Origin of the sequence: Flavobacterium sp. M31R6, from assembly GCF_013284035.1 — a bacterium.
GTDB lineage: Bacteria > Bacteroidota > Bacteroidia > Flavobacteriales > Flavobacteriaceae > Flavobacterium.
On sequence record NZ_CP054141.1, the window covers coordinates 3,716,251 to 3,738,919 of the forward strand.

Consider the following 22,669-nt stretch of genomic DNA (forward strand, 5'->3'; position numbering starts at 1 on the left):
ATTATAAATGCAAAGTTTCATTTTGAAAAAAAAAAACATTTCCCACTTCATTAAAAACCCAATATTAATAAATGTTTTCACTGTTGGATTTATGACTCTAATAGTGAAAGGAATGGGTTTTTTTAAAGAGATGGAAGTCGGGAGTACTTTCGGCCTTTCCGAGATACTGGATACTTTCCTCATCGCGACATTGATACCAGGGTTTATAAACACTGTTTTCATGTCCTCTTTCCAAAACGTTTTTGTACCCAATTACATTGCCGAAATGAAAACTTCATCAACAGCTGCCTCTTTTCTTAGTGCCTGTGTTATCCTTACTTTTGGTTTGGGAATAGTCCTTATGCTTGTGTCCTATCTTTTTACCGATTTATTCCTGGAATCTGTTTTTAAAAATCATAGCTTACAGTATTATCATCTCATTCGGTCTCAATTTTATGTTGTATTGCCTTGCATTCTTTTTTGGTCCTTCTCTTCTTTATTCAGTTGTCTTTTAGAAATAAAGGGACTATTTGGTTTTTCTTCCATTTCGTCCGTTTTTACTTCAATCGTAATTTTGGGTTGCTTGTTTTTTTTCAAAAATCAAATGGGCTATACCCTTCTGGCAATCGGAATGCTCGTGGGAAGTTTTCTGGAATTGGCTTATGTTTTGATAGTATCGGTTTATAAAAAAACCTTACAATTTGCAAAGCCCAATTTCAATTCATCGAATATCAAAATGATTTACAAACAATTGCCTTCAAAAATAGGTTCTGGTTTTTTAACCGGCTCCACTGGTTTTGTCAATCAGTTTTTTGCAGCTCAGTTGGCAGTAGGTTCTATAGCCTCATTCAATTATGGTATGAAAATTCCATCCTTTCTGGCCACCGTTCTAGTGATCTCGATAGGAAATGTTATATTACCTTATTTTTCAAATCTAGTGCAGGATAACAGGCAAAAAGCCTATCGCGTTTTATACCAATCCATAACAACTGTTTTCTTTACCTCATTAATTATTGCTGCTTTTCTATTCATTTTTTCAGAAACCACTATTACACTCTTATTTGAAAGAGGGAATTTTACTGCCCAAAATACATTGGTAGTATCTCAAATTCAAAAAATAATTTTGATATACGTTCCATTTTATATTGCTACTATTATCATCATAAAATTCCTAACCAGCATCAACAAAAACATTCATATGTTTTATGCTTCAATAATCAATCTGGTTTTGAATGTAATACTCAATTATTATTTTGCCAAAAAGTATGGCATTTATGGACTCGCAATTGCCACCACTCTAGTATATAGTATCAATTTTATAGTTCTTTTTGTATTCGTTAGATACCAACAAAAAAAAGATCTTTCACTATGACATATTTAAAAATAGTCATTCTAACATTACTCTTTTGTAATCTGCCTAGCTTTTCCCTGGTACATCTGGATGCTACTACCGGAGCTTTTTTGAGTTATGGGACTTTCTTTCTTATTATTATTTATTTTCTCCATAAAAAGGAAATGCCAATTGTCCCTTTGGTTATTCTTGGACTATCGTATTTCTTAATTTCGATCCTCATCGATTCTCAGAATTCAGAAGGGTTCATGGCTACTTTTATCAAATATTTAATTTTTGTAACCATGGGGGCCAGTGTGATAAAAGATGTTACAAAAAATGAAATATTCACTTTGCTATTGATTGGCGCATTCAGTATCATATACGAATCAATCTTTGTAATAGATATCGGAGGCCGTTATAGTGGTTTTTACTTGAACCCAAATTTTGCCGGTTGTATCTGTATTCTTGGCTACTGTTTTAGTTTTTCAATTTCTGACAAAAAAATAAAAATTATTGGGCAAATCTTGTTTTCCTATGCAGGTTTTGTAACCTTTTCAAGAACTTTTTTATTGCTTTGGGTACTCGTTAATATTCTTTCCTTATCCATCAGTTATAAAAATTCCTACAAAATTATTTTAGGAATTGTATTGATTAGTTTTTTTGTTTCTTTTGGAAATAAATTTGATTTTAATACAAAACGTCTTGAGGCATTCGCCACTATACTCGATGGAAAAATTAGTCAGGATTTAGCCGAAAATTCAAGAACATTAACTTGGGCTAAATATTATGATCGGATTTTAGATCATCCATTTTTCGGAAATGGATATTTGAGTTTTAGTGGAAAAACATACGGAGAAGATGACAAAGCCTACGGAATAGAGGGTGTGCACAACACTCCGCTTTTAATAATTGGCGAAGCTGGGATATTTGTTTTTCTATATTTTTTATGGCTTTACGGAGGGTTCGTTTTGAGTGGCATTCATTATTTCAAACAAGACTTTTTACTTTTATTAGTCTCTTTTTCTCTATTTATTTATATGCTAACGACCCATAATTTTTTCAATAATTACATTTTGTTGTCCATATCCATATGGCTTTTTCAACAGATAGAAATAAAGAAAACAGAAGAATATACATGTTTGGAAACCCTACTTCATTAAAACCCCAAATAATATGTGTGGTATTTATGTAACTAATATTCCCTTTGTAGAAGAAGAGGTCAAAAACAAACTAGCATCCATACAATTTAGAGGCCCTGATAATACCGGAATCCAAAAAAAAGGTGATCTGACCTTTGGACATCTACGTTTAGCTATTGTCGATTTGGATGTTCGTTCCAATCAACCAATGCAATTTGAAGAATTTACAATCGTTTTTAATGGCGAGATATACAATTTTGCAGCAATAAAAGAGGAATTAATTGCACTTGGTCATACATTTCGCACCACTGGAGATACAGAGGTTTTATTGAAAGGGTACCGACAATGGGGAGAAAAAATAGTCCCAAAATTAAATGGAATGTTTGCATTTGCCGTCTACAATGCAACTTCAAATAAGCTATTTTGCTCGCGAGATCGTTTGGGTGTCAAACCTTTTTATTTTTCTTGGAGCAACGGAAAATTCGAAATTTGCAGTCAGTTACGTCCCATTTGCCAAAATAAAAAATTGAATGAAGCAGCTATTTCTATGTATTTGGATTGTACTTATATTCCAAGTCCATTTACCATTTTTCAAGATGTACACAAATTACCTCCAGGAAATAATTTAGAAATTGATTTAACAACAAAACGGTATTCCATATCAAAATATTGGGATTTAGAGCCTGTCAAAATATCGAAATTAACATACGACGAAGCCAAAGAAAAGCTACACGAGCTAATACAAGATGCAGTAAAAATTAGGTTGCAGGCTGATGTTCCTTTCGGGACTTTCCTTTCGGGTGGAATTGATTCCGCATTGGTTTCCAGTATTGCTTCAAAAATTTCAAAAGAACCGATTCATACTTTCACCATTGGCTTCAAAGACCCAAAATATGATGAAAGTAAAATTGCTAGTCAATTTGCAACAATTATCAAATCCCAACATTTTGAGACCATTTGTAAACCAGAAGATATCATGAAACTAATTCCTAAGTTAGTTTCCGTTTATGATGAACCTTTTGGAGACAGCTCGGCATTGCCTTCCCTATTATTGAATAAAATGGCCAAGCAACAGGTAACGATGGCTTTGTCCGGTGACGGGGGAGATGAAAGCTTTTTGGGTTACAATCATTTTGATTGGGTTTCCAAATTCAAGATGCTTCTTAAAATGCCTTATTACTTAAGAGTTTTGACAAGCCACCTGTTGATTTTTGATGTTTTAGGAAAAAGAACCGAACCCTTGAAACGAATTTTAAAAACAAAATCCAAACACGATTTTATAGCAGGAATATTTGTTGGTTATAATTCGCTTTTAAAAAATCGGAATTTAGATTGGCTTTCTTTTTATAATGGATTTAAAAAAAAATCCGAAGATTTACATCAAGCCACAGCCGACTTAAATATCAAATTATGGTTGGAGAACGACAGCAATGTAAAAGTGGATCGAGCCAGTATGGCCTATTCAGTCGAAATTCGCAGTCCCTTTTTAGACTATAGAATTATAGAATTGGCCAGAACATTGCCTGTTTCTTATCGGTACCAAAAAGGGAGAAAGAAACGAATTCTGAGAGATATTTTGAAGGAGTATATACCTGAAGATGTTTTTGAACAGCCCAAAAAAGGATTTTCAGTTCCAATGGATTCTTGGATCCGCAATGAATTAAAAGAAGAATTTCTTCAAAATTTACCTGATGCTTTTTTGGAGCAAGTTCCCAATTTGAATGTTCCAAAATTCAAAAAAATGCTTCAAAACCATCTTAACGGAAAACAGGATTACTCCTCCTATATCTGGCGGGTTTATGTGTTATCCAAATGGTATCAGGAATTTGGCTATTTTAAAAAATAATGGATAGAAAAAAAATACTATTTGTTGCTCCCACTTTGAAAGCAGGTGGAGCTGAACGCATAACTGCTTTTCTGGCTCAGAATATAAACACAACTTTATTTGAAGTAAAATTAATCGTTATTGGTTTTGAGAAAGATGCTATTTATGACATTCAAAACATCGAGACCCATTTCCTTAACAAATCCAGATATTTAAAAGCCATTCCTTTATTGTTACAAATGATAAAAAAAGAAAAACCAAATATTGTTTTTAGTTCCTCTGGTCATATCAACAGTACAATGGGGCTTTTTAGTTTATTTTTTTCCAAAATAAAATTCATCATCAGGGAAACCAATATCGTTTCTGTAGTGAATGAATTTCCGCAGGAAAAAAATCGTCTGTTGTTTTTTTTGATGCAACAATTGTATCCATATTTGGATGTCATCATTTGCCAAAGCCATGATATGAAAACTGATTTGGTTCAAAAACTGGCCATTGATTCATCCAAAATCACCGTTATAAACAACCCAATTATAAACGAAATCCAAACCGTAAAACCTAAAAATAAATCGGGTACCATACGCTTCATTACTGTTGGGAGAATGAGTTGGATCAAGGGACATTTGCGTATTTTAAAAATATTATCCCAACTAAAATATGATTTTCAATATACCATAATTGGAACTGGATTGGAAAACGAATGTCAGATTATTCAAGAAGAAGTCCTGAGACTAAAATTGGAAGAGAAAGTTCATTTTATTCCTTTTACATCTAATATTTTAAGTGAAATGCAACAGCATGATTTCTTTTTGCAAGGTTCCTATGTAGAAGGTTTTCCAAATGCATTACTCGAAAGTTGTTCTGTGGGAACTCCTGTTTTGGCCTTTGAAGCTCCTGGAGGAACAAGAGAAATTATCCAAAACGGTATCAATGGCTATTTGGCAAAAAATGAAACTGAAATGCTTTCGATTTTAAATAATTTGGAACTCATTCAAAAAATAAAAGCAGAAGACGTCATCCAGAGTGTCTCCAAAAAATTCGACAAATCAAGTATTCTAAATCAATACGAAACTTTGTTTTTATCTGCATGACGATGAAAGCATTAACCATTTTTACGGCCACTTACAACAGAGGATATTGTTTGTACCAACTTTATGAAAGTCTGGTAAGACAAACCCATTCTAGTTTTATTTGGATGGTTATTGATGATGGCTCAACCGATAACACAAGTTCATTAGTACAGTCGTGGATTAAAGAAAATAAAATAGAAATTCTGTATATCCATCAAGAAAACAAAGGGATGAATGGCGCTCACAATACCGCTTATGCCAATATAAGAACATCGTGGAATGTCAGTATTGACTCGGATGATTATATGCCAAATAATGCTGTGGAATTAATCTTGAAAAGCATTCCAAATTTAGATTCCAAATTCGCAGGAATTGTAGGATTGGACAGTGATTTCAAAGGAAATTTAATTGGTACCAAATTTCCGAAAAACATAATTCAAAGCACCCTTTCAGATTTATACCATAAACATGGTGTAAAAGGAGATAAAAAAATAGTCTATCGCACCGAAGTCATACAAAAATACGCACCATATCCAATCATTGAAGGAGAAAAATTCATTCCTCCTGGCTATTTGTATCGATTAATTGATCAAGACTATGTTCTCAAACCCATTAACGAAATATTTGTCATTGTTAATTATCAAAAAGATGGTTTTACAAAAAACCTATTTTCGCTGTATCGCAATAATCCGAGAGGTTTTGCTTTACATCGAATCCTTAAAATTAATTTAAGCACTAATATGAAAGAGCGATTTAAGAATATGGTTCATCTGATTTCTTGCTCCCTTTTTGCAAAAGATATCAACTATTTAAAACAAACCAAGAGTCCTTTTTTGATTGTATCTGCATTCCCATTTGGCCTGCTTTTGAATGGTTACATTAGATTAAAACAAAAATAATCTGATTTTATTAAATGAAAAAAATACTGATCATTTTACCCAACGACACTTTAGGAGGCGCCGAGCAAATCTTAAAGATGATCGCTCAGTATTATTCGGATGCATTGGTAGAAGTACAATTTTTGAAGCACAAAACGAATAAGGAATGGACAATAGACAATCGATTTATCCAATTAAAATATCAAAATACAGACTCAGAATATTGGGGTGCTTTATTTTATGCTTGGAATCTTTTGATAAAACCTAAAAAAAAGTACGATTATATATTTACCTCACACGTTTTTGTTACCGGTATGGTAGGAGTTTTTGTTCGTTTGGGACTCATTCAAAAAAAACATTTTATAGGGAGAGAATCTACTCGAATATTTGAGCGTTTTAATGGTTACAAACTCTTTTTATATGAAAAAATGTACCAATTGGGTTATCCGAGTCTTGACTTATTAGTTTGTCAAACCCAACAGATGAAAAAGGATTTGATTACCAATTTGCCTTGGATTGATCAAAAAATAAATATTAAAGTTATTCCCAATCCGGTTAATTTAATTCCAATAAAAACAGCCGAAGCTTTACATATCGAGTTTCCATTCATTGTAAGCGCCGGAAGATTAATACCAGAAAAGGGATTTGATATTTTGATTAATGCTTTCAAAGAAATCGCAAAAACACATCCTGATTTACTATTGATTATTTTGGGGGAAGGCAAAGAAAGACAAAATTTAGAACTTCAAATAAAAGAACTCCATTTAGAAAGCTCAGTAATTTTAAAAGGTCATGTTTCAAATGTTTATCCTTATTTTAAAGCAGCCAAAGTTTGTGTGGTTTCGTCAAGAATAGAAGGTTTTCCGAATGTTTTATTACAAATGATGTCACAAAATAATCATGTGGTTTCGACAAAATGCACAGATGAGATCGATTTGATCCCTGGAATTTCAACTGTCGAAACTGCAAATGATATAAATTTAAGCAAGGCAATATTAAAATCGTTGAGTGATGATCACTCCAAAAACAGCATTCTTTTTCAATCCTTTCTTCAGGAAAGATCCATAGAAAATTTCATTGTAACTATAGAAGTAGAACTTCAATAATGAAAAAACTCACCCGCATCACTACCGTTCCAATTTCTCTTGAAAAGCTGTTAAACAATCAACTGCTTTTTATGAAGGATTATTATGAAGTTACTGCAATTTCATCAGATAAAGAAACCTTAGAAAGAGTGGGAAAATCACAAAATGTTCCTGTTTATGTAGTAGAAATGACCAGAAAAATAACGCCTTGGCAAGACTTAAAAGCGTTGTGGCAACTGTATCGTTATCTCAAAAAAGAACAACCATTAATAGTTCATACACATACTCCTAAAGCCGGAACAATCGGGATGATTGCCTCAAAATTGGCCGGTGTTCCGCATCGTTTACATACTGTTGCAGGTCTGCCTTTACTGGAAACTAATGGTGGTAAACGAAAACTATTGAATTTTGTAGAGAAAATAACCTACTCCTGCGCTTCCAAAATTTATCCTAATTCCAAAGGGTTGAAAAATATTATTATTCAAGAAGGTTTTTGTAAACCTGAAAAAATAAAAATTATCGCGAACGGCAGTACCAATGGGATAGATACCCAATTTTTCAATCCAGAGAAAATATCAAATGAGGTTTTGTTCCAATTAAAAAAAACTTTAGGAATAAACCCCGATGATTTTGTTTTTGTGTATGTTGGTCGATTGACGGGTGATAAAGGCATAAATGAACTGGTGGTTGCTTTCCAAAAAATTATATCAGAATTTAATCATGCTAAACTGTTATTAGTTGGTTTTTTCGAATCAGAATTAGACCCACTCCATAATGACACATTATTTGAAATCAAAGATAATGAGCGAGTAATTTTTGTACCATTTCAAAAAGATATCCGTCCCTATTATGCAGTTTCAAATGTTTTGGTTTTTCCCAGTTATCGCGAAGGTTTTCCCAATGCCGTTTTGGAAGCAGGTGCAATGGGTTTGCCAAGCATTGTAACAAATATCAATGGTTGCAATGAAATAATTGAAGATTACAAAAATGGAATTTTAATTCCTCCCAAAGATACTGTTGCACTTTTTATGGCAATGAAAAAAGTAATCTCAGACACTAATCTGCGAAGTTATTTACACCAAAATGCAAGACCAATGGTTGTTTCTCGATTTGAACAAATTGTGGTTTGGAAAGCCCTTTTAGATGAATATCAAAAACTGGAAGGTCATGTATAATCCTTTTTTCAAAAGAATAATTGATATAATTCTAGCAAGCATAAACCTAGTGTTACTTGCACCATTATTTTTAATTATTACAATTGTGCTTTTTATTGCAAATGAAGGAGAACCTTTCTTCATTCAAAAAAGACCTGGAAAAAATGGCCAAATATTCCATATCATTAAATTCAAAACTATGACTAATAGAAAAGATGCTAATGGAAACTTACTTCCCGATTCCAGAAGAATGACCAAATTAGGCAACTTTGCCCGAAGAATGTCACTAGATGAAATCCCTCAACTCATCAATGTAATCCGAGGTGACATGAGTCTTGTGGGACCAAGGCCTTTATTACCCGAATATTTGCCTTTATATAATGAAACTCAAAAACGACGCCATGAAGTGAAACCTGGTATGACTGGATGGGCTCAAGTCAATAAAGAAAATATCACTTCTTGGCAAACAAAATTTGAATATGATTTATGGTATATTGAAAATAAAAGCTTTTTTTTGGATTTAAAAATTGTATTTTTAACTCTAAAAAAGGTACTTATACCACTGAAAACCAATACAACAACGACAGAATCGTTTAACGGTAAAAATTAACTATGAGTAACATCTTAATCACTTGTGCAGGAAAAAGAGTCTCCCTTGTTCGTTCGTTTAAAACTGAACTGAAACTTATTTTTTCGGATTCAAAAGTATATACCACTGATTCCTCACCTGAAAAATCAGCTGCTTGCAGAGTTTCTGATGGTTACTTTAAAGTATCCCCAGTTACCCATTACAATTATATTGACGATCTGCTTCAAATTGCAATTGACAATAACATTAAACTAATCATACCAACGATTGATCCTGAGTTACTTGTTTTATCTCAAAACATAGATCTATTCAAAAAACACCATATCGAAATCCTAATTTCGGATTATGAGAATATCGAAACATTAATAAACAAAAGGCTTACCAATGTTTTTTTTAAAAAATTAGGAATTAATTATGCCAAAGAATTTGACAAAGACAATTTCACTTTACCGCTTTATATAAAGCCAATCGACGGTAGTCGAAGTATTGATAATTATATTGTAAAAAAGGAATCAGAATTGACAGCTTATCATTTCTCAAATGAAAAATTATTATTTTTTGAGTATTTGGAGCATACCGATTTTACAGAATATACCATCGATATGTATTTTGACAAAACAAATAATCTAAAATGTTTGATTCCTAGGGAGAGACTGGAAATTCGCGCAGGTGAAGTCAATAAGGCCATAACAAGAAGAACTTGGTTTATTGATGAAATTGCCTCAAAGTTCAAACACATTTCAGGATTAAGAGGATGTATATCTTTACAGTTATTTGTCAATAATGAAACAGAAATACTTTATGGTATCGAAATTAACCCCCGGTTTAGCGGTGGATTTCCGTTAAGCTACCTTGCAGGAGGAAACTATCCAAAATGGATTATACAAGAATATATACTGGGAGAATCCCAATTAGCTTATCATGAAGATTGGGAGGAAAATCTAATGATGTTACGCTATGATGATGAAATTTTGATTCGAGATTATGATTCTGTTCGTGAAATAAAATTCAATACCAACAAATCCGAAAAAATAACAATTGATAAAAAAACCCTTTAACGTTACTAACTACCATCTTGTTTATTTTAGAATTTTAATGAATAAAATATCAACAAAAAATGGATATAATTAGAAGACTTTTTCTAAAAACACTTAAGGCTACAGCTATAAATACAACTATTACCCATCACTATACAAATAAAAAATTCCTCATAAACACCTATCATCATAAAGGCTATTGGTACTTTGGGAAAAAAAGAGAAGAAAACACTATCCGAATATTTCAAAAATGGATTAGAAAAGGTGACTATGTTTTGGAAATTGGTGGACATATTGGTTATTTCACTACTTTATATTCCATATTAGTTGGAGAAACAGGAAAAATTGATGTTTTTGAACCCAGTGAGCTTAATTTATTTTATTTAAAAAAAAACATTGGGTTTCTGAAAAAAAAAACACAACAAATCATAGCTGTAGAAAATGTCGGAGCCGGAAATGTCAATGGAACTTTTGATTTTTATATAGACCCCATATCTGGCCAAAATAATTCATTCATTAAGAACTTCGATGGGTTTTTATCCAGTCGAAAATTATCCGCCGAAACTTCTTCGGAGATGATTGTTACTCAAGCAAAAGTAATTACTTTAGACAGTTATTATGAAAAAGCTATTCGTTTACCCGATTTTGTGAAAATTGATGTTGAAGGATATGAATGGAATGTATTACAAGGATTTAAAAATACTATTGCTAATCATCGACCAAAAATAATGGTAGAGATCCAAAATGAAGCTAAAAATATTTTAACTTTTTTTAAAAAATATGATTATACGATCTACAACGACAAATTAGAAGAGATTATTGACTATAATGATTATCTAAATAAAAAAACCCCGAATATATTCTTCCAATATTACCATTAAAATGAACAACCAAAAAATATGGCTATCATCCCCACACATGGGAGGAACTGAACTCAATTACATTCATGAGGCCTTTGACACTAATTGGATTGCACCATTGGGAGCAAACATAACCGAATTTGAACATGATTTAGAAAAATATCTATCCCATGGTCTTTTTGTAACGGCTCTCAGCTCAGCAACTGCAGCTATCCATTTGGGTCTAATTCTCTTGGGAGTAAAGACAGGTGATGTTGTTATCTGCCAATCACTCACCTTTTCGGCATCGGCAAACCCTATTCTTTATCAAGGTGCAACTCCCGTATTTATCGACAGCGAGCTTGAAACTTGGAATCTTTGCCCGATTGCTTTAGAAAATGCTATTGTGGACTGTATTTACAAAGGACAAATACCAAAAGCAATCATTACTGTTCATTTATATGGTATTCCATATCAAATAGAAAAAATAAGAGCTGTTGCCGACAAATACAACATCCCTATTCTTGAAGACAGTGCAGAGGCTTTGGGCAGTAGCTACAAAGGAAATAAATGTGGCACTTTTGGAGACATCAGCGTTTTTTCATTCAATGGAAACAAAATCATAACCACTTCTGGAGGTGGCGCAATTGTTACCTCAAATCATCAATTAAAGAAAAAAGCTCAGTTTCTAGCCTCACAATCAAAGGATGAAGCTCCTCACTATCAACACAGCGAAGTAGGATATAATTACCAGATGAGCAATATTTGCGCAGGCATTGGTCGAGGACAGATGAGAGTATTGGATGAACATATTACTTTAAGGAGGGCAATGCATGATTTTTATGTATCCCTTTTTGAAAACATTCCCGGAATTACTGTTTATTCTACAACAAATCCAGATTACTTCGCCAATTACTGGTTGACTTCCATACTTGTAAATCCTAAGGAAACCAAAAATGGAATCGATCGGGAGACCATCCGATTGACGTTGTTGGATTCCAATATAGAATGCAGACCCTTATGGAAACCCATGCATCTGCAACCGCTCTATAAAAACTATCCTTTTTATGGAAATAAAATTGCCGAAACACTGTTTGAAAACGGACTGAGTTTACCCTCAGGTTCTAATCTAACTGATTTGGATAGAGATCGAATAGGCACTGTTTTGCAAAAATTATTGGGATAATTCGGTTAGAATTATTAAATATTGACTTCGAAAAATAGATCAACATATGGATTCAACTTTATCATTTAAAAAAATATCTTTATTATGTCTAACCCTACTCCTTTTTTCCTGTGCTTCTCGGAAAGATATAGTTTACTATCAAGATATTGATAAAACTTCTTTACAAGAAAAAACCAATTCATATGAAATAAAAATACAACCCGATGATTTGCTTATGATTATCGTTTCTGCAGAAGATTCCGAAATTGCAGCTCCTTTTAATTTAAAAACTTACACAACTGTAAATCCAAACAAACAAGATGTTGCCGGTGCTCAAACTACCCAATTGTATTTGGTCGATTCCAATGGATTTATTGATTTCCCAATTTTAGGACGATTAAAAGTAAGTGGAATGGCAAGGTCGCAAGTCATACAACTTTTGCAAGACAAAATTTCGGTCTATATCAAGAACCCCATCATCAATCTTCGCATCATGAATTTTAAAATTTCGGTACAGGGAGAGGTAACATTACCAGGCACATATACTATTTCATCGGAACGCGTGACCCTAATTGAAGCTTTATCGATGGCTAAAGATTTAACCATTTATGGAAAACGTGATAACATCTTAATTATACGAGAAATTGACGGCGTAAAAACCTATAACAGAATTGATATTACAAAAGCTGATTTCATGAATTCTCCTTTTTACTATTTGGCACAGAATGATGTTGTTTATGTAGAACCCAATAAAAATAAGATTAACGGATCGGCAGTAGGTCCAAACACAGGAGTCATAATTTCAATCACTTCCTTATTGATTACATTAATAACTTTGATCGTAACGACCTCAAAATAATCCTTCTATGGAAAGAAATCCTTCAAATGAAAATCAGAATAGAGAATTTCTATTACGAAACTTCATAGATCACTATTTAATTCACTGGAGATGGTTTTTAATTGGAACCCTTATAAGTTTTATTATAGCCTTTATTTACTTGCGCTATACAACACCTCAATTCAAAGCTACAGCCATAATTTTGGTAAAAGATGAAAAAAAAGGCGGTATGTTATCTGAACTTTCCGCTTTTTCGGATATGGGAATTGAAAGCGGTTTAAAAAACAACCTCGATAACGAAACTGAAATTTTAAAATCAAGAACGTTAATAGAAAATACAGTAAAAAAACTGCATCTGAATATTTCGATATTCATCAAAGGGAACATTATTTATTCTGAAATGTTTAAAGAAAAACCCATTAACATTCATTTTATCCCAAAGTCGGTTCAATTTTATGAGACCAATACAACGCTTCGCTTTATAGAAATTTCACCCACATCTTTTCAATTAGAAAACCAACTTGACAGTGAATCATCTAAAAATAGCTTATTAAATAAAAATGAATTTCAATATGGAGAACTTATAACAACTCAAAATTGGAATTTGGTCATAACTAAAAATCCAAGCAAATTATTTAAAGCAACCAATCGGGAAATTACCATACAAGTAAATCCAATGGATGAAGTTGTGGACGGTTTTAGGAATAGACTTACTATAAATCCGCTCAGTAAAACCAGTAGCGTCGTAGAATTATCATTGGTCGATCCCGTATATGAAAAAGCAGAAATTTTCTTGGATAATTTAATCCAAATTTACAATCAAGATGCCATTACCGATAAAAACCAAATTTCCGAAAACACCTCAAAATTCATAGCCGAAAGGCTGTCGTTAATCACACGAGAATTGGACGGTGTAGAACAGGATGTTGAAAGTTTTAAAAAGACTAATAACCTAACCGACATCGATTCGGAAGCCAAACTTTTTATAGAAGGATCAAATACTTATGACAAAAAAGCAGTAGAAACGGAAATACAACTTAATGTAGTCAACTCAATGCTAGACTACATCAAAAAAAGTAACACTACCGATTTGCTTCCTACCAACCTTATAGGCGGGGAAGAGGATGCCGCAAGCATAATCAATATGTATAATGAGTTGGTTTTGGACCGCAATAGAATCTTAAAATCGGCAACTCCTGCCAATCCAACCGTTTTGAAAATGGATCAACAAATTGTATCTTTAAAACAAAACCTTCTCGCGAGTCTAGACCGTTTAAAATCCAGTTTAATTATCCAAAAAAGAGATTTAGACAGCCATAAAGGAATTATGGATACCAAGATTGAAAAAATTCCAGTTCAAGAACGTCAATTTAAAGTCATTGCCAGGCAACAGAAAATAAAGGAGGAACTCTATTTATATCTCCTTCAAAAAAGAGAAGAAACAGCTATTTCTTTATCAGCTACAGAGCCTAACGCAAGAGTAATAGACGCTGCAAAAGCCTCCCATCTTCCTGTAGCACCCAAGAAAAAAATCATCTACTTGGTTGCTTTTTTAATTGGAATTCTAATTCCTTTTGGAATTATATACCTCATCGATTTATTGGATACCAAAATAAAAAGTCGCCTCGATTTAGAAGGAAAAACTACGATTCCATATCTCGGAGATATCCCAACATCCGATGCAAATACCCAAATCATAAAGTCAGAAAGCAGAACCAGCTCTGCCGAGGCCTTACGAATCATTAGGACCAATCTGGAATTCATGCTCAGTAAAGTTCCAGAAAATCAGGCCAAAACCCTGTTCCTAACCTCGACATTTTCAAAAGAAGGTAAAACGTTTGTATCAGTGAACCTAGCGGCAACCTTTGCATTATCCGGTAAAAAAGTATTGCTTATAGGAATGGATATTAGAAACCCAAAACTAGACGATTACATTTCCTTACCAGATCAAGGACTCACCAATTACCTCTCAAACAAAGACATACCCTTGGAAGATTTAATCATCAAACAAAAAGGTTACGAACACTTTTATATCTTACCGGCAGGTTTAATTCCGCCCAATCCGGCCGAATTATTATTGAGCCAAAAAGTCGATACCTTATTCAAAACCATCAAAGCCCAGTACGATTACATAATTGTTGATACCGCTCCCGTAAGTCTCGTAACTGATACCCTCTTAATAGCAAAACATGCCGATTGCTTCTTATTTGTCATTCGAGCCAATTTTCTGGAAAAACGAATGTTAAATATAGCCAATGATTTATATATGGAAAAAAAGTTGCCTAATATGTGCTTACTACTCAACGATACTGATTCAACAAAAGGTTATGGTTACGGTTACGGTTACGGCATAAAAGCCAAAAAAAGACCTTGGTACAAAAAATTATGGGCTAAATAAAAAACAAAAAATCAATAAAAACCTTTTACTTCCTCAGTTATTTAAGCTAGTGTGGGAGTGTCACCAATAAAAAAAGAGGCCAACTCGCCACACGTGCTAGTTGCCTCTTTTTTTATTGCTGTCGGGCTATCCGTGCTACTTCGGTAGCTTACTTTTATCCCTCACTCACAAATCAACAGCTTCATGTTTGGAAAGATATTTTGCTTTAAATTAAATAATTACAAAAAAAATAAACCCTACTACATTCTAAAAAACTGATTATTCGATATCACTTCTTTGAGTGCTGTCACATCTTTCAGTTTTACTTTTTCCTCAAAAGAAGCTATGTGCTTACTATGATGAACATCCGATCCCACAAAATCATACATACCTTTTTGCAGTAATTGTTCGGCCATTTTAGCGATTGATTCCCCATAATATCCCACAACCGCCAACAGATTTAGCTGAAACAAACAGCCGACCCGTTTCAATTTTACATATTCATCAAAATTATTATGATAAAAAGTATACCGTTCGGGATGAGCCAAAACAGGAATATAGCCCGCCACCTGCAAATCAAAAAGTATATTATACAATTGCATCGGTGCATTTATATATGACATCTCGACCAATACATAATTATCTTTCAAAGTCAACAACTCTCCTGTCTGAAAAAGTTTTACAAATTGAGTATCCATCAAATACTCTGAAGCCGCACGAAAAGGAACTCTTATTTCATTTTTTTCCAGCTTAAATATTGTTTGATCTTTAACTGCAAGAATACTTTCTTTTGTGTTGTCCCAAACTTGGTACATAATATGAGGAGTGGTAATAAACTGTGAAACTCCAAAACTTTGAAGTGCTTGAACCAACTCAAGTGTTTGCTCAAAAGTGCGAGCACCATCATCAATATCTGGCAGTAAATGAGAATGAATATCTACATGATTCGACGGAATCAAATCTTTTAGCACAGCTTTATTTTTGAAAAATAAAAACAATTGAACCTATTTAAAAATGAACTACAAAGGAAGTAAAAATTAAACAAACCATAACTAATAAGTCCTAAACAAAAAAAGCTGCCAAAACCACTAAGGATCTTGACAGCAAAAAAAAAATATTTTTTAATATTTATCAGTCTAAACTCACTTGAGAATAGCTTTCAATTAGAATCCGTAAACTACGGCCAAAAGTACTTGAGAAGCAGAACTAGTAGGAGCCAAATCCGAATTAACAAACATAACATCATCTGAATTGGTATCAATTCTAAACTCAGGAATAATAGTCAATCCACTTACTTTATAGTTACCTGATAAAGTAAAAGCTGTTACATCAGTATCTCCAGAACCTTCTTTGTATTTAAAATATTCAGCACGTATTCCCAAAGCGAAAGCATCACTAAACGCATAAGATGGGTATATCGCAGCTCCTGTGTAACCTACGTCGCCTTCGTTTGAAAAATCAGCTCCGTTTAAACCTAACTTGAATTTATCGGTAAGTTGGAATGTAGCTGTTAAATCAAAAATAGTGCCACTTACAGAACCATCCATAAAGTTAAGATAAACACTGCTTGCTCCAGAAGCATAAGACAATTGACCTCCTACAGCATTTAATCCTTTTGCTGGATTGGCTTTGTATGAATTCCAAGAGTCATTAAACACCCCTAACATTGCACCAAATTTGTCTGTTATCTTATAATTGGCTTTAACACCCGCATTTTGAAATGGTCCATTGGTAAACAAATATGAAGTTGAATAAGAGAAATTACCTACAGGTGAAATTACCTCATAACCAATATAAGTTCCCATATATCCAGCGGTAAAACTTAATTTATCCGAAACTGCATAAGAAGCATATAAATTTTGAATATGGAAGGAATTTGCATCGATTCCATCACCATTTGGGATTGATTGATATTGCCCTCTTGGACCGAAAGATATTTCTCCAACAAAAGACACTTTTTTTATGGTTTTCTTCAAAGCAATATCCAGCATTCCTAAAGAAACTGAATTTTGGTCTGTTCCAAAACTTGTTTTAATATTTGCTGTTTTTGCGAAATCATACTTGTAATACAAATCTCCAGAACCTGAAATTTGCAACGGAGTAGTTTCTGGAGCATCTTGTGCAAATGCAAAATTTGTAGTCAAGGCTAACACTAAAATAGTAATTACTTTTTTCATATTTAATCTGATTTTTAGTTAGTAATTCAATTAGGGTAATTGAATCGAATTTGGTTATTTTTTCTTTTTTCTTGGAACGAAATTATTAACTTTTCGTTAACAGAAAAATTTTTTTAAAACTTTCAGAGAAGAATTATCGATATCCAAAAATCATCTAAAAATAATATGTATTTCCTATTTTTTTTAAATTATATTATAAATTCAATAATCATGTTTTTGCAAAATACTACCAAAATTTAAAGTAGTTTTAAATTTTAAAGTTAAAAAAACATAGTTTTAGACTAAATTTTAAAACAAAAAAAATACAACCCCTATAAAAAATAGGGGTATAAATAAAAATGTATAAAAATAAAAATTAAGACTAATAGCAAAATAAAAGCATTCCTTTAAATCGATAAAACAAAAAAAACCTTAAACTCACACACTAATAATAAGTATGAGTTTAAGGTTTTTAAAATCGACAAAACAAAACTTCCTTGAAAATTTATTTCATTCCAAATATTCCTTTATTAGAAATAAAATAGTTTACTAATTTCTGTATTCATAAAAATCATTATTCAATAATCAATGACTTCATATTCATAAATTCTTTGATTCCAATCTCGGATAATTCCCTTCCGTATCCCGATTTTTTTATTCCTCCAAAAGGAATCCTAGAATCGGATCGAACCAAAGAATTAACAAAAACATTACCTGCTTCAATTCTTCTGGCGAAAGCATACGCCCGTTCTCTATCTTCGGTCCAAATCGCCGAAGCCAACCCATATCGGTGATTATTTGCTATTGCAATAGCATCATTTTCATCCCTGGCTCTAATAATAGTAGCCAAAGGACCAAAAGTTTCTTCTTTAAAAGCAATGTTATTAGTATCCACAAAATCAATTAGCGTAGGCTGAAAATTGCAATGATCACGCTCACCTCCCATTACCATTCTTGCCCCTTGCCTTAAAGAATTTTCTAGTTGATAGCTTAACTTCTCGGCCAAATCAATTCTCGCCAAAGGCCCCATATCAATTCCACTCTGCAATGGATTCCCTTGTTGCAGAGCAGTTATTTTATTAGCAAAAAGTGCAGTAAATTCATCAGCGACTTTTTCAGTAACGATAAAGCGTTTTGCACAAATACAAGCCTGTCCCGCATTTAGCATTCTGGATTTCGTAGCCACTGTAGCTGCTTTTTCTAAATCGGCATCATCCAAAACAATAAAAGCATCCGATCCTCCCAACTCCATCACTGATTTTTTGATATATTTCCCAGCCAATGCAGCAACCGAAGAACCTGCCATTTCGCTCCCCGTCAAAGTAATTCCAGAAACGATATCTGAAGCAATCACACTTTCCACTTGTGAAATATCAATGCTTATTTGTTGAAAGACACCTTCTGGAAAACCAGCTTCCAGAAACATATTCTCTATAGCTTTCGCACAACCAATAACATTTGGCGCATGTTTTAAAAGAGTGACATTCCCCGCCATAATTGCTGGTGCTGCATAACGTAATACTTGCCAAAAAGGATAATTCCATGGCATAATAGCAAACACAGCACCCATTGGATCATAAACCGACATGCTCTTGAAAGGCGTGTCATAATATTGATCTTTGAGCATTTTCTCTATATTTTCAGCATAGTAATCACAATTTCCAGCTGATTTTTCAACCTCAGCAATTGCTTCAGGAAGAATTTTACCCATTTCATTGGTAATAAGCAATCCCAATTCGTTTTTGTTCTCTCTAAGTATGCCAGCCAAATTTTTCATTTTATCAGCTCTTTCCATAAAAGTCGTATTTCGCCAACTCTTGAAAGCCAATTGAGACAATTCCAGTTTTTGAGCCAATTGAGAATTGGTTAAAACTTCATGCTCCCCTATAATGGATCCCGTAAACGGATTTATAGATTTAAATATTTTATTTGTATTATTCATTTTGTTAACTTGATAATTTTGTTAATTCCAAATCAGGTTGTGGTATTTTGTAAACCTTCATATACTTATTGCTTTTAGCATCAAAACATATATTTCACTTCCACTTATTACATTCAAATTTAGTCAATCATTTACACTAAACTATAATTATATAGTCATAACACCAATATTCAATTTTGTTTCTTTTACTCCAATTTTCAGGCAATCACAGTATCATTTTTTTCCAGAGATATTATTGCTTAAATGTTTTTTACCAAAAATCAGCTTATTACAAAATCACAGAACTTTCCGTATATTCAGGATTAATTGTTAAACCTCTTCCGGAAGATAGTAGATTTAGATTTTTTAGAAAATAAACAAACTAAAAAAAAATTCACAAATTAAGATTGGAAACTAAACTTCAATATCCTTAAAGTAAAGTTTTTTTTGTAAATTTAGTTTTCCAACCACTAAAAGCCAACACATTATGATACGAAAAGCTACTACTCAGGACTTAGATCAATTGACGAATCTCTTTGATCAATATGCTGTTTTCTATAAAAATCCATCCAATTACGAAAAACATTATGCCTATCTAAAGGAACGATTAGAAAACAATGAGGCTACCATTTTTGTCGCTTCCGATGAAACAAATGAAGATAAACTTATCGGTTTTGCTCTAATTTATGTAACTTTTTCTTCATTGGCACTCAATAGAATACTTATTCTTAATGACTTATTTGTGGACTCTTCTGCCCGAAAAAAAGGAATAGGTGAAAAATTAATTTTACAAACTGTTGAATTAGCCAAAGAGTTAGGCGCTCATGACATACGATTAAGAACTGCCAAAAACAACACTGTAGCTCAAGGATTGTACCATAAAATGGGCTTTATAAGGGAGGATTTTTTATATAGTTACGACCTTGCAGTGAATTAATAACAAAATGCAAAAATCAATTATTTAGCAAGTTTTGACTATTCCTGATGAACATTTGGTATAAAATTATAGAGTCAAAAAGAAAGAGGATTTCAACACGAAATCCTCTTTCTTTTTTCGAATAAGATCAAACTTAACAAATGGCCTTATTTTGAAATACTTGATTAATTAATTCGAATATTTTTTCTTTATCAAGAGGTTTGGTGATATAACCTGAAAAACCAGCCTTCATAATACTTTCTTTCACTTCGCCTGAAGAATGTGCTGTTTGAGCTATTACAATTCGATCTGGATTGTCTTTTTTTATCATTTCAAAAGCTTCATAACCGTCCAAAACAGGCATCTTTATATCCATGAAAATTAAATCAATATTCGAATCCGATGCGCTCATATCAACAACTTCCTGACCATTTTTAGCTCTCAAAACAATATGGTTTTTCTTTTCCAATATGGTTTTCAGCAACAGAAAATTAATATTATCATCTTCAGCCACCAAAATGGTTTTGCTTTCAGACTCATTATATGCTATTTCTGGCACGCTATCATTTTCCTCATGAACCGTTTCGTCATAACACAATGGAATAGTGAATTTAAAAACTGATCCACCCCCAAAAACCGATTCTACTGTAATTTCTCCACCGAGCATTTCTACATAGGCTTTGGAAATTGACAATCCCAATCCTAAACCACTAAGCGAAATAGAATAATCATCTTCAACCCTTCTGAAGCGGTCAAATATGACTTTCAAATCCTTTTTACCAATTCCAATCCCAGTATCTTCAACCCTAAATTCCAAATAATTATTATTTGGACAAATGCTATACCCAAATGCAACATGACCGCTATCCGTAAATTTTATGGCATTGGTCAATAAATTAACAATGACTTGTTTCAATTTAATTTCGTCAGTCAAAACATCATTCGGTAGTTTAACGCAATTTTCCAGTTGATAGAACTTTATGTTTTTATCATCTGGTATTGTAACTTTTAGCGTATTATATAATTCGTTTAAACATTTTTCGATGTTCAATCCTTTAAATTTTGGTGCAATTTGTTTGGCATCAATTTTGGACATCTCTATCAAATCTTCAATAATAGACACCAGACTTTTACCACTGGTATTTATGATTTTCAGATACTTATTTTTTAATTCATCACTTAATTTATCATCCATCAGTAAATCCGAAAAACCAATAATTGCATTCATGGGAGTTCTTATTTCATGTGATAAATTGGCCAAGAAAGTTGATTTGAGTTTATCGCTTTCTTCGGCTTTTTCTTTTGATTTTTCCAATTGAAATCGATTCTTTCTGTGATCTTCAAACAAATTACCAATATAACCAAATTCACCAGGCTCCTTTTTCAGGAGACTGATTGAAATTTCACGATCGCTTTCTAAAATAGTAGTAACCAATTTCAAAGGTTTATACACCCATTTTCTGGAATAATGAACAGCAGCAATAAGACTGATTAAGGTTACAATTACTATAATCAACAACAACTCTTTGGTTTTTTCAAAATTAAGATGAGAAGGTCTTTCAAACAATAATTTGGCTACTACCATATTATCTGCATTTCTCAATTTTACTACAGAAGTTACTTTTTTGTTCCCAATGGTATCCATATCTACTTTATCCAAAAGTTGAATTTTGGAACTGGAGATATCTTCTAAATTTTTAAAATATTTTTGATCCAGTAGACGCGCCATAAACATATAACCTGATGGCTTCGTTTTTACTTTTTTAGGATCATTTGAAGCGTGGATGGTTCCACCAAATACTTCAACCACCCCTTCGGGAACCCGCATATAAAACCGAGAAAACTTGGTTCTATACAAATGCATCATTGCTTGACTTGGTACAAAATCTTTGGATTTAAAATTAGATTTTGATGTATTGACAATAAATTTTTTATTTAAATTATAAACCCCAATATAATCCACTTCGTAAGTAGGAAATTCATTTACTATATACCTATTAAACCAAGTTGTATCTTTTGACTTTGTAAAATTGACCAAAGCATCCCAATACGTAAGATCATTTATGGTAACAATCTGTGTTTTTGAATTAAAATCAAATAACCGATTTACTTCCGTTCTATACTGATCAGAATTGGCTTTAAAGACGTCCTTTTCTTGCTGAACAGTGTATAAATAAAGAGATATAAACAGTAATAAAAATAACGAGCAAATCCCTATGATCAACAATACCAATTTAGAATAAGTCGTTAATTTTAATGTCAACTTCATTTATTTACAAGTAATTATGTCAAAAACAGTGTTGCAATATACTGTTTTATTTTACAACATAAAAAAAATCCAACATGTCGAAGAGTTGGATTTTTAAGT

At 32.8% G+C, this 22,669-nt stretch carries 18 protein-coding genes; 14 read left to right on the forward strand and 4 right to left on the reverse strand.

Annotated features, from left to right (window positions below; translation table 11 throughout):
• Positions 1 to 7 precede the first annotated feature (7 nt).
• The 13 genes from murJ to HQN62_RS15415 are packed head-to-tail and all read left to right on the forward strand — an operon-like array spanning position 8 to position 15,329.
• On the forward strand, positions 8 to 1,351 hold the full coding sequence (gene murJ / locus HQN62_RS15355) for a murein biosynthesis integral membrane protein MurJ (protein ID WP_173505037.1): 1,344 nt from the start codon (positions 8 to 10) through the stop codon (positions 1,349 to 1,351).
• On the forward strand, positions 1,348 to 2,472 hold the full coding sequence (locus HQN62_RS15360; protein ID WP_173505038.1) for an O-antigen ligase family protein: 1,125 nt from the start codon (positions 1,348 to 1,350) through the stop codon (positions 2,470 to 2,472). Before murJ ends, HQN62_RS15360 begins: the two co-directional genes overlap by 4 nt.
• A 13-nt stretch (positions 2,473 to 2,485) precedes the next feature.
• A complete protein-coding gene (asnB, locus tag HQN62_RS15365; protein ID WP_173505039.1) occupies positions 2,486 to 4,297 on the forward strand; it encodes an asparagine synthase (glutamine-hydrolyzing) in 1,812 nt (603 codons plus the stop codon).
• Positions 4,297 to 5,367, forward strand: a complete 1,071-nt coding sequence (locus HQN62_RS15370; protein WP_173505040.1) for a glycosyltransferase — start codon at positions 4,297 to 4,299, stop codon at positions 5,365 to 5,367. The genes asnB and HQN62_RS15370 overlap by 1 nt, the downstream gene beginning before the upstream one ends.
• 2 nt (positions 5,368 to 5,369) lie before the next feature.
• Entirely contained in the window at positions 5,370 to 6,245 is an 876-nt protein-coding gene (locus HQN62_RS15375) for a glycosyltransferase family 2 protein (RefSeq protein ID WP_173505041.1), read from the forward strand.
• 14 nt (positions 6,246 to 6,259) lie between these two features.
• Positions 6,260 to 7,330, forward strand: a complete 1,071-nt coding sequence (locus HQN62_RS15380; protein ID WP_116797586.1) for a glycosyltransferase — start codon at positions 6,260 to 6,262, stop codon at positions 7,328 to 7,330.
• Positions 7,330 to 8,484 carry a glycosyltransferase family 4 protein gene (locus HQN62_RS15385; RefSeq protein WP_173505042.1) on the forward strand — a complete coding sequence of 385 codons (1,155 nt, stop codon included), beginning with the start codon at positions 7,330 to 7,332 and terminating at the stop codon, positions 8,482 to 8,484. The genes HQN62_RS15380 and HQN62_RS15385 overlap by 1 nt, the downstream gene beginning before the upstream one ends.
• Positions 8,477 to 9,073 (forward strand): sugar transferase, encoded by a 597-nt coding sequence (locus HQN62_RS15390; protein WP_116798492.1) that lies wholly within the window; start codon positions 8,477 to 8,479, stop codon positions 9,071 to 9,073. The genes HQN62_RS15385 and HQN62_RS15390 overlap by 8 nt, the downstream gene beginning before the upstream one ends.
• Before the next feature lie 2 nt (positions 9,074 to 9,075).
• Positions 9,076 to 10,110: an ATP-grasp domain-containing protein gene (locus HQN62_RS15395; protein ID WP_116797584.1), complete on the forward strand. Its 1,035-nt coding sequence runs from the start codon at positions 9,076 to 9,078 to the stop codon at positions 10,108 to 10,110.
• 59 nt (positions 10,111 to 10,169) lie between these two features.
• Positions 10,170 to 10,970 carry an FkbM family methyltransferase gene (locus tag HQN62_RS15400; RefSeq protein WP_173505043.1) on the forward strand — a complete coding sequence of 267 codons (801 nt, stop codon included), beginning with the start codon at positions 10,170 to 10,172 and terminating at the stop codon, positions 10,968 to 10,970.
• A gap of 1 nt (position 10,971) precedes the next feature.
• Complete coding sequence (locus HQN62_RS15405; protein WP_173505044.1) at positions 10,972 to 12,114, forward strand: DegT/DnrJ/EryC1/StrS family aminotransferase; 1,143 nt, start codon at positions 10,972 to 10,974, stop codon at positions 12,112 to 12,114.
• A gap of 46 nt (positions 12,115 to 12,160) precedes the next feature.
• Positions 12,161 to 12,952, forward strand: a complete 792-nt coding sequence (locus HQN62_RS15410) for a polysaccharide biosynthesis/export family protein (RefSeq protein WP_116797581.1) — start codon at positions 12,161 to 12,163, stop codon at positions 12,950 to 12,952.
• A gap of 7 nt (positions 12,953 to 12,959) precedes the next feature.
• A complete protein-coding gene (locus HQN62_RS15415; protein WP_116797580.1) occupies positions 12,960 to 15,329 on the forward strand; it encodes a GumC family protein in 2,370 nt (789 codons plus the stop codon).
• Between the two features lie 239 nt (positions 15,330 to 15,568).
• Here HQN62_RS15415 and HQN62_RS15420 read toward each other — a convergent pair whose 3' ends face one another.
• The 3 genes from HQN62_RS15420 to HQN62_RS15430 all read right to left on the reverse strand — a co-directional run bounded on the left by HQN62_RS15420 (position 15,569) and on the right by HQN62_RS15430 (position 19,406).
• Entirely contained in the window at positions 15,569 to 16,306 is a 738-nt protein-coding gene (locus tag HQN62_RS15420; RefSeq protein WP_116797579.1) for a tyrosine-protein phosphatase, read from the reverse strand.
• A gap of 165 nt (positions 16,307 to 16,471) precedes the next feature.
• Positions 16,472 to 17,485, reverse strand: a complete 1,014-nt coding sequence (locus HQN62_RS15425) for an outer membrane beta-barrel protein (RefSeq protein WP_173505045.1) — start codon at positions 17,483 to 17,485, stop codon at positions 16,472 to 16,474.
• A 553-nt stretch (positions 17,486 to 18,038) separates the two neighbouring features.
• A complete protein-coding gene (locus tag HQN62_RS15430) occupies positions 18,039 to 19,406 on the reverse strand; it encodes an NAD-dependent succinate-semialdehyde dehydrogenase (RefSeq protein WP_173505046.1) in 1,368 nt (455 codons plus the stop codon).
• Positions 19,407 to 19,872: 466 nt separating this feature from the next.
• Between HQN62_RS15430 and HQN62_RS15435 the strand changes: the two genes are divergently transcribed.
• Positions 19,873 to 20,322, forward strand: coding sequence for a GNAT family N-acetyltransferase (locus HQN62_RS15435; RefSeq protein ID WP_116797576.1), 450 nt, complete (start codon positions 19,873 to 19,875; stop codon positions 20,320 to 20,322).
• Between the two features lie 133 nt (positions 20,323 to 20,455).
• Here the strand turns inward: HQN62_RS15435 and HQN62_RS15440 are convergent, their stop codons facing one another.
• Positions 20,456 to 22,570: an ATP-binding protein gene (locus HQN62_RS15440; RefSeq protein WP_173505047.1), complete on the reverse strand. Its 2,115-nt coding sequence runs from the start codon at positions 22,568 to 22,570 to the stop codon at positions 20,456 to 20,458.
• Between the last annotated feature and the right edge of the window lie 99 nt (positions 22,571 to 22,669).

What these genes read in the sequence shown, in the direction of transcription:
- murJ (WP_173505037.1), top strand. Translation starts at nt 8, where the DNA reads ATGCAAAGTTTCATTTTGAAAAAAAAAAACATTTCCCACTTCATTAAA.
- HQN62_RS15360 (WP_173505038.1), top strand. Translation starts at nt 1,348, where the DNA reads ATGACATATTTAAAAATAGTCATTCTAACATTACTCTTTTGTAATCTG.
- asnB (WP_173505039.1), top strand. Translation starts at nt 2,486, where the DNA reads ATGTGTGGTATTTATGTAACTAATATTCCCTTTGTAGAAGAAGAGGTC.
- HQN62_RS15370 (WP_173505040.1), top strand. Translation starts at nt 4,297, where the DNA reads ATGGATAGAAAAAAAATACTATTTGTTGCTCCCACTTTGAAAGCAGGT.
- HQN62_RS15375 (WP_173505041.1), top strand. Translation starts at nt 5,370, where the DNA reads ATGAAAGCATTAACCATTTTTACGGCCACTTACAACAGAGGATATTGT.
- HQN62_RS15380 (WP_116797586.1), top strand. Translation starts at nt 6,260, where the DNA reads ATGAAAAAAATACTGATCATTTTACCCAACGACACTTTAGGAGGCGCC.
- HQN62_RS15385 (WP_173505042.1), top strand. Translation starts at nt 7,330, where the DNA reads ATGAAAAAACTCACCCGCATCACTACCGTTCCAATTTCTCTTGAAAAG.
- HQN62_RS15390 (WP_116798492.1), top strand. Translation starts at nt 8,477, where the DNA reads ATGTATAATCCTTTTTTCAAAAGAATAATTGATATAATTCTAGCAAGC.
- HQN62_RS15395 (WP_116797584.1), top strand. Translation starts at nt 9,076, where the DNA reads ATGAGTAACATCTTAATCACTTGTGCAGGAAAAAGAGTCTCCCTTGTT.
- HQN62_RS15400 (WP_173505043.1), top strand. Translation starts at nt 10,170, where the DNA reads ATGGATATAATTAGAAGACTTTTTCTAAAAACACTTAAGGCTACAGCT.
- HQN62_RS15405 (WP_173505044.1), top strand. Translation starts at nt 10,972, where the DNA reads ATGAACAACCAAAAAATATGGCTATCATCCCCACACATGGGAGGAACT.
- HQN62_RS15410 (WP_116797581.1), top strand. Translation starts at nt 12,161, where the DNA reads ATGGATTCAACTTTATCATTTAAAAAAATATCTTTATTATGTCTAACC.
- HQN62_RS15415 (WP_116797580.1), top strand. Translation starts at nt 12,960, where the DNA reads ATGGAAAGAAATCCTTCAAATGAAAATCAGAATAGAGAATTTCTATTA.
- HQN62_RS15425 (WP_173505045.1), bottom strand. Translation starts at nt 17,485, where the DNA reads ATGAAAAAAGTAATTACTATTTTAGTGTTAGCCTTGACTACAAATTTT.
- HQN62_RS15430 (WP_173505046.1), bottom strand. Translation starts at nt 19,406, where the DNA reads ATGAATAATACAAATAAAATATTTAAATCTATAAATCCGTTTACGGGA.
- HQN62_RS15435 (WP_116797576.1), top strand. Translation starts at nt 19,873, where the DNA reads ATGATACGAAAAGCTACTACTCAGGACTTAGATCAATTGACGAATCTC.
- HQN62_RS15440 (WP_173505047.1), bottom strand. Translation starts at nt 22,570, where the DNA reads ATGAAGTTGACATTAAAATTAACGACTTATTCTAAATTGGTATTGTTG.